11 protein-coding genes and 1 pseudogene are annotated in these 11,359 nt (G+C 32.2%); 10 read left to right on the forward strand and 2 right to left on the reverse strand.

Annotated features, from left to right (window positions below; genetic code table 11):
• Positions 1 to 207: 207 nt before the first annotated feature.
• Together HMPREF0080_RS04470 and HMPREF0080_RS04475 are read right to left on the reverse strand one after the other, a co-directional pair.
• Positions 208 to 1,335, reverse strand: coding sequence for an AAA family ATPase (locus tag HMPREF0080_RS04470; RefSeq protein ID WP_216436685.1), 1,128 nt, complete (start codon positions 1,333 to 1,335; stop codon positions 208 to 210).
• Positions 1,336 to 2,153: 818 nt separating this feature from the next.
• Positions 2,154 to 2,513, reverse strand: a complete 360-nt coding sequence (locus HMPREF0080_RS04475) for a helix-turn-helix domain-containing protein (RefSeq protein ID WP_006790066.1) — start codon at positions 2,511 to 2,513, stop codon at positions 2,154 to 2,156.
• A 671-nt stretch (positions 2,514 to 3,184) separates the two neighbouring features.
• Between HMPREF0080_RS04475 and HMPREF0080_RS04485 the strand changes: the two genes are divergently transcribed.
• The 10 genes and pseudogenes from HMPREF0080_RS04485 (at position 3,185) to HMPREF0080_RS04525 (ending at position 10,925) form a co-directional block, all read left to right on the forward strand.
• Positions 3,185 to 4,111, forward strand: a complete 927-nt coding sequence (locus tag HMPREF0080_RS04485; protein ID WP_071777892.1) for a site-specific integrase — start codon at positions 3,185 to 3,187, stop codon at positions 4,109 to 4,111.
• Positions 4,101 to 4,388 carry a DUF1778 domain-containing protein gene (locus HMPREF0080_RS04490; RefSeq protein WP_216436687.1) on the forward strand — a complete coding sequence of 96 codons (288 nt, stop codon included), beginning with the start codon at positions 4,101 to 4,103 and terminating at the stop codon, positions 4,386 to 4,388. The genes HMPREF0080_RS04485 and HMPREF0080_RS04490 overlap by 11 nt, the downstream gene beginning before the upstream one ends.
• Positions 4,389 to 4,568: 180 nt before the next feature.
• A complete protein-coding gene (locus HMPREF0080_RS10225; RefSeq protein ID WP_006790071.1) occupies positions 4,569 to 4,727 on the forward strand; it encodes a hypothetical protein in 159 nt (52 codons plus the stop codon).
• A gap of 144 nt (positions 4,728 to 4,871) precedes the next feature.
• The gene (locus HMPREF0080_RS04495) at positions 4,872 to 5,492 is read left to right on the forward strand and encodes a hypothetical protein (protein WP_083817911.1); all 621 of its coding nucleotides are present in this window, start codon (positions 4,872 to 4,874) and stop codon (positions 5,490 to 5,492) included.
• Between the two features lie 373 nt (positions 5,493 to 5,865).
• Positions 5,866 to 6,875: pseudogene (locus HMPREF0080_RS10745) on the forward strand (VapE domain-containing protein).
• Positions 6,876 to 7,197: 322 nt separating this feature from the next.
• Positions 7,198 to 7,539: a plasmid mobilization protein gene (locus HMPREF0080_RS04505; RefSeq protein WP_006790075.1), complete on the forward strand. Its 342-nt coding sequence runs from the start codon at positions 7,198 to 7,200 to the stop codon at positions 7,537 to 7,539.
• A 112-nt stretch (positions 7,540 to 7,651) separates the two neighbouring features.
• A complete protein-coding gene (locus HMPREF0080_RS04510) occupies positions 7,652 to 7,861 on the forward strand; it encodes a helix-turn-helix domain-containing protein (protein WP_006790076.1) in 210 nt (69 codons plus the stop codon).
• A 54-nt stretch (positions 7,862 to 7,915) separates the two neighbouring features.
• Positions 7,916 to 8,809 (forward strand): ORF6N domain-containing protein, encoded by an 894-nt coding sequence (locus HMPREF0080_RS04515; protein ID WP_040347259.1) that lies wholly within the window; start codon positions 7,916 to 7,918, stop codon positions 8,807 to 8,809.
• 180 nt (positions 8,810 to 8,989) lie between these two features.
• Positions 8,990 to 10,258, forward strand: coding sequence for a hypothetical protein (locus HMPREF0080_RS04520; RefSeq protein ID WP_006790078.1), 1,269 nt, complete (start codon positions 8,990 to 8,992; stop codon positions 10,256 to 10,258).
• A 16-nt stretch (positions 10,259 to 10,274) separates the two neighbouring features.
• The gene (locus tag HMPREF0080_RS04525; protein ID WP_040347261.1) at positions 10,275 to 10,925 is read left to right on the forward strand and encodes a hypothetical protein; all 651 of its coding nucleotides are present in this window, start codon (positions 10,275 to 10,277) and stop codon (positions 10,923 to 10,925) included.
• Positions 10,926 to 11,359: the final 434 nt, after the last annotated feature.

The raw sequence follows: 11,359 nt of genomic DNA on the forward strand, positions 1-11,359 counted from the left end.
AATCAGACCGTAGCTTAGTTGTTACGGTCTTTTTTAACACTAAGAAGACATAGTGCTATTTCTGCTTATATATGAAGCATATGATATCGCAAAATGCGACCGCAAAGGAGGCATATTCATTAGCTGCCCGATAAAAAGAGGGTTGCCAGGCTGTAAATGATTTGAATCCATATAATAAACATATTGGGAAGTCCATATATAACAACATTATAGATTCAGATTCTCAATAAATTCTCTAATTTGATTATATACCGGGTTATCAATGTAGGGATATTCTTCAAGCACTTTATTTGTCCATTCTGGTCCGTGCCCTCCAATATCTTTAATGAAGCATTCCAACTCCCCGACTGGAACAATATGAATGCCGTTTAGCTGTAACGTTTGGTTCAATCGATTAAAAGCCCGAGCTGCATCTCCGGATGGAATAGCAGTTATCCCTGCCGATTTGATTGTCTCCCATTTTGAAATAGTACTAATAACTGTGCGTATTTCTTTTATTTCTCGATTTGATAAATCCTGATTTTGAGAGCCATCAATGATTCTGTTAATACTTGTTTTGGCATCGTTTCTATTGACTTTTTCCTTTTGACTGTGCAAATTCCCTACAATAGTGTTGTAATCACTTTGAACGGTTGTCCAGTCGATTCCAAACGCTTCTACAATCCCCTTAAATACTGCTTCATCATTCAGTACATCTATGTCTGCTATCAATTTTACGTCAATTTTCAATACTCGGAGTGCCAAAGCAATCTTAGACATACGCTGCTTACCGCCACAATGAATAAAAAGAGTCTCTGAATACTTTCCGGATGATTGTTTAAGATAGCTTTCGACAATTGAATACATTTTACAGTCAGAATCACTCTCACACAAAACAACAGAGTTATGGAATAAGCTAGACATTATGTTGGAATATTTTAGCAAAGGGTCATTCCATACAACTTCGAAACTATTATTATCAAGAACCGAAAAGTAATTTGTGTCATCTTTTCGAGTAATTCTAATGATTTTGATTCGTTCAGGACAAACCTCTAATAGACCTTTAATGATTTCTTCACTATGAGTTGAAATGAAGCATTGCTGTTTGTCTGATAGTGCTTGACCGATTATTTGCCCCATAATGTGGGCCTGAGGCGGATGAAGAAAAGATTCAGGTTCATCAATTAGAAAGGTACAAAAGTAGTCAAGCATCAAATAGAGCAAAATCCCAGTAAAACTTTTTATACCGTCTCCTTGATTTTGGACCTGTTTATAAGTCTCGAGTATATCCGCATAAGCTTCCTGCCGTGCTTGCTCATCTTCATACTCTTTATCAAATTTTACTGGTTCGCCCACACAAAGCGGAATTGTAGATCCATTTAGGATAATTTGGAGTAACCTCAATCCCAAAGGCTTTCTTAAAATTATCTGATATCCACTTTCGATATTTACTATCAAATGCAGCATAGTGAATAGGGTGTTGCTTGGGTGAATTTCTTGTTATACTGCTGGGTGCATTACAAATTGTTAATCGTGCAGTTGTATCCAAATTAGCCACAAATAAATTTCGAAAATCGCCAAAGTAGGGGATTGTTAGAAGGTGCTTATCTGTGTTCTCCCAATAAGCGAAATTTTGCCCAAGAACATTATATGAAGTATATGAACCTTGAGGCTGTTTTGGGGAAATCTTATCAAGCAAATCTTTTATTTGAGTATTATATTTTGTTATAGCAATATCTGAAACAACTGTAGTTGGAAATTTTTCTGAAGACAGTGCATAAATATCTTTTAAGGATTGACTTTTTCCTGTGTTATTTGGTCCTACAAAAAGGATAATGTCATTTTGTTTGATATCTAAATAAGTTCCATCATTGAAATTAATTTTTGAAATATATCCACCTGCTTTTAATTCTTCATTTATATTATCTCCTCTCTTAAATTGATTATTGTAACAGTAAACTGATAAGGGCTTATCAGTTTTATATAATTGCTAAAACGGTAACTTCCTAAATTCAATTTTCGCTATTATTATTACATAAAAAATTTTCAAATCATAACTCCAAAATCATTTCCGATTATGTGTATTACTCTTTCTTTTTATTCTTTTCCAAAACCGTGATTTCTTAGGAAAAGACAACTTCCAATCTTCAAATTCTTCATCGGAGATTTCCCCGTTATAGTGTTTCTTCCTCATTTCGTCCCATTCTACTAAAAAATTCATCAAAATGTGGATTGTGGGATAAAAGAGCAGTAGGCTCACCATTTCCTGCAAGGGGACGGAACTTCATTTCCTTTTCATAATCAAAAATGATGTGCATAATTTCGAAAATAGAATTCGGCTCATGGTCGATTAACGCAGAAATATCACAGTTAAGTGTATCTGATATTTTTCTTAATTGTTCAATGTTCGGGGATCTATTTCCCAATTCATAATTACGAATTGCAGCATCAGTTAGTCCGGACATGATGGCAAGCTCTTTCTGTGTTAGTTTTCTAAATAAGCGAATTTGCTTTAATTTCTTACCGGAAATCATTTTAGGACTCCTCTCTTAAAAATTTTCTATTGTATTTTATCATAAATTGAACTACAGCAAAACAGAAGTGTTCTGTTTATAACAGAGAAAAATACTGTAATAATAGCCTGCACAGAATAATAAAAATTATAATAGGACTTTACAGAACAAAAATGAACTATTACGATGCAGATATACAGTTTAAATACGAACTGTCAGAGCGCAAGATATTTAGATTGACGCTCGTCCTATCTCAAGACATGGATGCAGAACCTTGCAAAAACTATGAATTGAAGGGGGGCTAAAAATGCAAAAGGTATTCATGACAGCAAAAGAAGTTCAAGATTTTTTGGAAGTCAGCAGAACGACTGCATATCAGTTGATAAACGAAATGAATTAAGAACTTACAAAGCTCGGCTATCGAGTACAAAGAGGTAAAGTGAATCGACAGTATTTCATGGAAAAGTATTGTTATGGAAATGAAGTTAGAAAAGAGGTGTAAAAGTGGGTGCATATAGAGATGAAAATAAAAACGGCACTTGGTATTGCAAGTTCAGTTATGTGAATTGGAAAGGGGAAAAGCTGAACAAGAAAAAAAAGAGGATTTTCAACAAAGAAGGAAGCGTTGAATTGGGAAAAAGAGTTTCTATCACAGCAAGCCGGAACGGTTGAAATGACTTTTCGAGAGTTCTTTGACCTTTATAAAAGGGATAAAAAAACCTCGTATCAGAGAAAATACCTGTCGTACGAAAGAAGTTATTGTTACAACAAAAATAATGCCATATTTGGGCGATTTACTTATGAATGAAATTAGTAATGTAGCGATTATCCAGTGGCAGAATGAATTGATGAAAATCAAAGATGATAGAGGTCAAACTTATTCGCCGACATACCTTCGTACAATCCATGCTCAGCTTAGCAGTATTTTGAATCATGCTTGCCGATACTACAACTTGAAAACTAATGTTGGAACTATGGGAGAAAAAGAAGCGGATGAAATGCTATTTTGGACACAGGAAGAGCATGAAGCTTTTATTAAAGTGGTTAAGGATAAACCGCAGTCATATTATGCCTTTGAAATTCTATACTGGTGCGGACTTAGGATGGGAGAGCTTCTTGCCTTGACTAAAGAGAAATTTGATTTTAAGACAGGTACTGTAAAAATTGATGAATCCCTGCAAAGGATTGATGGAAAGAATATTATCACTCCGCCAAAGATAAAGAAGAGTATTCGGAAAGTAACCATGCCGGATTTCTTGGCAGAGGAAATCAAAATTTATCTAAATGGTTTTTACAAATTAAAGCCGAAAGACTTAATATTTAGTTTTTCTAAGAGTTTTCTACATCATGAAATGGATAGAGGCTCTAAGAAAGCCAATATAAAAAGAATAAGAGTGCATGATTTAAGACATTCTCATGTATCACTTTTAATTGAACTTGGATTTTCTGCTACTGCTATTGCAGATAGAGTAGGGCATGAATCAATTGATATAACTTATAGATACGCACATCTATTTCCGAGTAAGCAAAAAGAAATGGCTCTTTCACTAACACAGGTTAGAACAAAATCTCAAAATGATTGGGAAGATTTATTGAAAGAGGATGAAGATGATGTTTAGACCGGAGTCATTGCAAAGAAGAACAAAGCAGATTAAATCAAATAATAAAAAGAATGAAGAAAATAGAAAGCGTAACCGCATTTTGAATTTTAGAGTTTCAGAAGAATATGATTTGATAAATAAGCAAATTGAAATAAGTGGGCTATCAAAACAAGAGTATTTCATACAGCTACTTAGAGAACATCAAATCAAAATTATAGCTGACTACAGAGTATTAGAAATATATCAAAAGAGATATTTCAATTGGCAAAAGTGGTTAAAAAGTTCGGGAAATTAAATGAAGAAGAGCAAAATCTTTTGCTATATATTATAGAGATTTATGAAGAAATTAAACAAGAAAAAAGCCTTTAGCCAAAAGACCAAAGGCAAGATGAAAGTACAACTTGGTATTTCATCCCTGACAAGACTATTTTATCAGGTTGTACTTCCGTCAGCAACATAAAGATTGGAGGACAAAATGATAAAAACAGAAAAGTATAAACAAAATATTCCAATGGAATTAAGAGAGTATAAACAGTGGTTATGCTTTAAGAAGATTAGGAAAATGGATTTGAAAGGAAGAGAAAAAACTCTTAAGATTCCTGTAAATCCAATTACCCTGAAATCAAGTGATTAGAATAATAAAGAAAACTGGGCAGACTTTGAAACAGCAGTTAATAATATAGAGAGTAGTGGTTGTGATGGATTATCTTTTGTACTAAGCAAGGATGATCCATTTCTTTGTATTGACTTGGATAATGTATCTCGTGATATGAGAGAAATGTTTTGCAGAGATTTTCATGACACATATATTGAAACTTCTCAATCCGGCAAAGGGCTTCACATTTTTGCAAAAGGAAAAATTGCTTATAATTTCAATAACCAAATTGAGAAAGTGGAAATGTATCAAAATAACAGATGTATTGCCATGACAGGGAATAGTGTTGATGGAACGCTAAATAACATCATAGATAAGCAAAAGGAGATTGATAAATACTATGAATGCTTTGAACCAAAAAAGAGCATTAGAGAGCAAATAAAAGCATATCAATCAGATAATGATTCACTGCCTGACGCACCTAAAATCATAGAAACGATGTGCAAGCATAATATAAAAGCTAAAGGATTGTTTGAGGGAACTATCTCAAGTGGTGATGCCAGTAAAGATGATTTCCTATTACTGCTATTAATGAATAGCTATACACATGGTAATGAAATATTGATGAAGGATATATTTCTAAAATCTGCCTTAAATCGAATTGATGATAAGAGTAAAAGAAAAAATGAAGCGGCTTACATCAGATATTTGGAAGATAGTATTAAAAAAGCAATCCGGTATGGGAATCAAAGATATTGGGATTATAACTATCACAGAAAAAGTGTAGGTGATAGTCGTGATTGATTGGTTGAAATTTAATGACGATGAACTGTCGGATTATCTTAATAGAGATTTAGAGTACACAGATAAGGGACAAATAAAGAGTAACACAACCAATATCATCACGGTGCTAGTAAATCCACTATTTTGCAAAGAAGAGCAGATAATATACGGAACAATTTTCTTTGATACCTGTAGCATGACGGTCAGGTTTTTGGGAACTTTGAAAGGTGAAAAGCAGGAAGAAAATGAGATAAGAAAATGGAACGATCACTTAACGAACCTTTTAGGTGTAGAGATAGAAAGGGAATTTGGCATTAAGTATTCTAAAAATAGAATGGATGATGCCATAACTTTTATTGCTCATAAAAGGGCTATAAATCTTCCTGCTATGCATATGAAGTCTCTTGCGTATGATGGTGAAAGTCATATATCTAAATTGCTTCCAAAATACCTTGGAGCAGAAGATACAAAATTAAATGCCTGGATTATGGAACATATGTTAGTTGGTATGGTAAAAAGAGTTTTTAGTCTAGGATGTAAGTTTGATGAACTGATGGTTCTTACGGGAATTCAAGGCATAGGTAAAACCAGTTTTATAGAGAAGCTGGCGTTATTTCCTGAATGGTATTGTTCCTTAAATAATATAAAAGGCAAGGATGCTGTCAGCAATCTTGTAGGAAAAGTTGTAGTTAAACTGGAAGAATTTGTTGCTCTTAGAAATGCGAAAAGTGCAGACGAAGCAAAGCTGTTTATCTCTGCAAGAACAAGCACTGTAAGACTTCCAACGAAAGATTTTCTGCTGATGTAAAGAGAACTTGCATATTGATTGCAACTACTAATGATGCAACTTTTTTAGGAGATTTTTCCGGAGAAAGAAGATATCTACCTGTGAAAGTGAACAGTGAAAATATTGAATTACCAATCATGTATGATGCAGAGAAATTTCCTGTACTGGAAACTATCACAAGAGACGAACATCACAATATTGTTCAACATGATTTTGAAGGAGCTATCGCAGAAGCTGTGCATCTTTACGAATATAAACTTCACGATTTCTATTTACCAAAAGAGTTAAGGACGGATTTGGATTATGTTATTCAAACCCATAAGAGTGAGAATAGGCATGTACAAAATTTCTTAGACTTTATGGAATGGAAATCTACAAAATCAGATACTCCAGATTTATTATGCTCTGCAGAATTTACGAGCAGATATCCTGAAACCAACGAAAAAGTGTTTTCAGAACTGATGGCAAATGAAGTAGCTGATGAATGGACACTTGAACCATCTATAAAAAGTAAGAAGGTCAGAATTGACGGAGTGGTCAGGGTAAGCAAGAAGTTTTATAAACGAAATGTAAAGACAGAATTTGTCGAAGTGAGGGATATAGAAATTCCATTTTAAGAGTTTTGAAAAAGCATGCTACCGCTACTTTGCTACCAGTAAGTCGAGGTAGTGAGGTAGTGAGGTAGTGGTAGCGACAACTTTTAACTTTCATAGAATTTACCGAAACGAATCGCAGAGTATTTCTGTGATAGTTAAAAGCGTGCAGAAGCTTTATAAATGGTATGTAACGTTAACTTTAATAGCAAGCACAGTAAGTGTGTGTACACTTACGGAAAAATGACTTTAGAAATAAAATCGGAGATTTAATTTCGAGCAACATTTTCAGCTTGTTAGGGAGAACCCTAAGACCCCAAAACTTAATAGAAGGAGGATATTTAAGATGGAAAATAGAAAGAGAAATGTAAGGTTGAGATTTGATTTAACAGATAAAGAAAAAGAATTATTTGAAAGGAAAAAGGAAGAAAGCGGAGCGAAAAGTATGAGTCATTTTATACGAAAAACAGTTTTAGAAAAGAAAATTTATGAAGTTGATTTGGAGCCTTTGAGAGATTTATACGGAACATTATCCGTTGCCACAAACAAATTAAATCAGATTGCCAAGAGAGTAAATCAAACAGGCGTGATTTATAAAAGTGATATTGATGATATGAAGAAATCTATTGAAAAGTTCTCAAAAGAGCAAGGGGCTTTACATTCATTGTTGCTGAAGCGGAAGAAGTAATTTGTTGGATACAAAAATAAAGTTCTTTCAAAATTTAGCTCTTTAAAAATTATAGTAAAAATGCTATAATATATAAAATAACTTCATAAACTTATAATTAAGGAGTGAAAATATGAAAGTCAGTTATAATGGATTGTGGAAAGTTTTAATAGACAAAAATATGAATAAAAAAGCTTTGGCAAATGCTTGTGAATTATCTCCTGCAACTATATCCAAAATGGGCAGAGGAGAGTTTGTTAGCATGGATGTTTTATATCGTATCGGAACCAAATTAGGTGTTGATTTTGGAGATATGGTTTCAATTATAGAGCAAAAGAAATAAACAAAACTTGAGGTGGCAAAATGGAATCTCAAGTTCTAAAAGATGGAGGTATTTATGTCAGAAGATAAAAATCTCGTCATTGTTGACAATAAAGAAATACAGAATATGATTTATACCATTAGAGGCAAACAGGTAATGGTAGATAGTGATCTCGCAGAATTATATAAAGTTACTACTGGTAATTTAAATAAAGCGATGAAAAGAAATTTATCAAGATTTCCAGAACACTTTTGTTTTCAATTAACGGAACTTGAATATGAAAACTTGAGATTCCAAAATGGAAGCTCAAGTTCCAATAATAATTATGGTGGCAGAAGATATATGCCATATGTATTTACAGAACAAGGTATCGCCATGCTTTCTGCTGTTCTTAAAAGTGATGTAGCAGTCGAAGTCAGTATTAAAATTATGAATAGCTTTGTGGAGATGAGAAGATTTTTGATTTCCAATCAAGAGCTGTTTTCAAGATTGGATAGGATTGAGTTAAAGCAATTGGAAACAGATAAGAAGCTGGAAGAAGTATTTAATTATTTAGCTACCAATACTGAGGTTAAGCAAAATATCTTTTTCGATGGGCAAATTTATGATGCGTTTAGCTTTATTGTAGGACTTGTTAAAAAGGCTAATAAAGAAATAATTTTGATTGACAACTATGTCGATGTCAACACCTTAAATATTCTTTGCAAGAAGAATAAGAGTGTAGATGTTGTAATTATGACAGCAGGAAAAGGAAATCTATCAACAAAAGATATAACGAAATTTAATGCTCAATATCCAAAGCTATCAGTTAAAACTACAACAGATTTTCACGATAGATTTTTAATCATAGATAAAGTAGAAGTTTATCATATTGGAGCTTCTATCAAAGATGCTGGTAAAAAGAGCTTTGGAATTACGAAGATAGAAGATGAAGATTTAGTTAATAGTTTGGTAAATAAAGTGAGGTAGAGTATGGCGAATTTATCTAATAAAAATTTTTCAAAAAAGAAGTATAATTGTTCTGGTAATTTTAATGATATGATACGACTAGTTGTGAGATAAGCAAAACAATAGGATATGATAAGAGAAAATTAAGATCAAAGATGAGTGTAGTTGAGGTCAAATAATGTTAGAAAAGAGGTTGAATCGATGGATTCACAGTATATTGGAGCGAAGTTTTATAGCAAATCGAATTTGAGCATTGGATGGAACTTGGAAAAAGCTGAAAAAATAATTAATGTTTTTGATGAAACCAATACGGGATATACAATAAACAATATTTTGGAAATGTATAATATTTGTTTATTATTTGATTCTAAAGTTATGTTGCAGTCATGGAGTGAAGAGTACTATAGGAAATTAACCTCAGTGGCAAATAGTTTCAGACCCACAATAGGAAGATTTTTTTCTGACATTGATTACTTATGTATTAAAACTTTTTATCCTGAAATTAGCATTCACTATAGGGATTCTTTTTGGGATGTGTTTGAGACATATAAAATTTATAAAAATATATCTTCTGAAGAATTTATAAGTTTGTTAGAAATATTTAATGTTCCACTTTATATAATCTTAGAGCATAAGGACATAGTTCAATATTATAATAATGAAATTAGTGATTATATGAAGCAATCTAAGTCTACTGCTGAGATTTTGATTTCGCATCATCTAGCAAGTAAAGAAAGAAACCATAAGATATATTATATTCCAAGTGCATTACAAACAAATCAGAGAATCGAAATAATAGAAAAGTATATTGATAGAGAAGATGCTAACCCGAATTATTTATTTCTACTTTCTAAATCTCGAGGGACAAAAGAGTTTCCTATTAGTGATAAAATTCGATTAAAGTCAAAAAGACAACATGAAAGAATTGTTGAAAAAATCTTTGAATCTGGCACAGGATTTTCATTTGGAGCTATTGTGGGCTTTTCTAATAACAAAGAAGAGATTGATGTTTCTTATGAAGACGAATTGAATCCCAAAATTATATATAGTCGTTTATGGTTAGAAGAAAATTTAGATAATCCAACACTACTAAATAATTTCATATATCTTTTTGGATATGTAGATCGTTTTTTTAGATCAACTTTTCCATCAAATAAAAATCACATTGGAAGTCTTGAAAGACTAGTTGGTGTAAAAGGAAATAGAGAGTACGCGATTGGAGCATCCTTTAGGCTTAAAGAAATGATATCTAGTATGCAAATTAGAGCATATTATTATGAACTTCATAAATTAGACAAAAGATTGGAAAATATTTTCAAGTGGTTTTTTGAAGAATACCTTAATAAAGAGTTCAGAGCAGAAGGTTTTTCTCTATTAATACCAAGTTCGGAATCATCTTTTTTGGAAAAAAATGAGAACAATGTGTTCCGAGTTGGATTCAATTTTAAGACAATTTATGCTTTTTGTTAATAATGGGGAGATAGATATGGAATTATTAGAAATATCAAGAAACTCACCATTAATAGAAGATATTCCAAGTTTTTTTGTAAAAAAATATGGATACATAGTCGATACAGAATTATTAAATATTTCGTACTTATTGTTTTCGGATCAATCCGAACTAGCTTATGTTGAAAGCAAGAAAGATTATAATAATTTTGCAGATTTAATAAAGAATGAGGATATGTTATTTTCAGATTTCTTTGAGTATCAGGTTTTAAGCCTAAACTGGCTAAAAGATAAAAATATTATTGATGAAGATAAACATGGATATATACGTTTTAGAATGGAAATAGTGAGAATTTTAGAGGATTTTTATAATAATGATGTGATATGCTTATCCTATTACAAAAATAGTGATTTATTAGACGAGTTAATCACTAATAAAAAAATTATATTTGAATCTACACTTTTTTCCAAACCAGAGCAGGATTATTTAAACTATATTCTTAATGACAGGCAATTTGATAATGGACCTGCTATTAGAAATAAGTATTCACATGGTAATAACACTCAACGCATAGAAGAACATGAAAGTGATTATTATCAATTGTTAAAGATTTTTGCTTTAATAGTTATCAAAATTAATGAAGAGTTTTGCTTAAAAGATGATTTGACAAACGATGATAATTTATAAATTTATCTGGAACTGGGGCTGGGACGGGTAAAAAAATCTAAAAATGAGCTTAAATTAAGCAAATTTCCCAGCACTCAACAAACGAAAAGCCTTTATTTTGAACGGTTTTGGATATATTGAACAGTAGAAAAAGAAGAGTGGGAGTAACAGTGACAAATAAGTATCTGCAAATAGAGCGTTGAAAATACAGTGTTTTAACGATTTATGGCCCCCCGTGATACTATTTCGATACTAAAAGTTGAAGAAGTAGGTTCAAAGGGGAGTTGTTGAATTGCGCAAGTTTGCAAGCGATACTTATTGACCGAAGGGCAATAAGGTAAATTAATTATTTAGAAAGCCTTCCATCATTTTGGTGGGAGGCTTTTGTAGAAATAGTGGGTGTAAATTAGAATTTATGAACAATATTCAAATTAAGTTATAATTTATATAAAAAG

The organism is Megasphaera geminata F0357, assembly GCF_000239275.1.
Taxonomy (GTDB): Bacteria; Bacillota; Negativicutes; order Veillonellales; family Megasphaeraceae; genus Megasphaera; species Megasphaera geminata.

What these genes read in the sequence shown, in the direction of transcription:
- HMPREF0080_RS04475 (WP_006790066.1), bottom strand. Translation starts at nt 2,513, where the DNA reads ATGATTTCCGGTAAGAAATTAAAGCAAATTCGCTTATTTAGAAAACTA.
- HMPREF0080_RS04495 (WP_083817911.1), top strand. Translation starts at nt 4,872, where the DNA reads ATGTTTTGCAGAGATTTTCATGACACATATATTGAAACTTCTCAATCC.
- HMPREF0080_RS10225 (WP_006790071.1), top strand. Translation starts at nt 4,569, where the DNA reads ATGATAAAAACAGAAAAGTATAAACAAAATATTCCAATGGAATTAAGA.
- HMPREF0080_RS04490 (WP_216436687.1), top strand. Translation starts at nt 4,101, where the DNA reads ATGATGTTTAGACCGGAGTCATTGCAAAGAAGAACAAAGCAGATTAAA.
- HMPREF0080_RS04505 (WP_006790075.1), top strand. Translation starts at nt 7,198, where the DNA reads ATGGAAAATAGAAAGAGAAATGTAAGGTTGAGATTTGATTTAACAGAT.
- HMPREF0080_RS04525 (WP_040347261.1), top strand. Translation starts at nt 10,275, where the DNA reads ATGGAATTATTAGAAATATCAAGAAACTCACCATTAATAGAAGATATT.
- HMPREF0080_RS04520 (WP_006790078.1), top strand. Translation starts at nt 8,990, where the DNA reads ATGGATTCACAGTATATTGGAGCGAAGTTTTATAGCAAATCGAATTTG.
- HMPREF0080_RS04515 (WP_040347259.1), top strand. Translation starts at nt 7,916, where the DNA reads ATGTCAGAAGATAAAAATCTCGTCATTGTTGACAATAAAGAAATACAG.
- HMPREF0080_RS04510 (WP_006790076.1), top strand. Translation starts at nt 7,652, where the DNA reads ATGAAAGTCAGTTATAATGGATTGTGGAAAGTTTTAATAGACAAAAAT.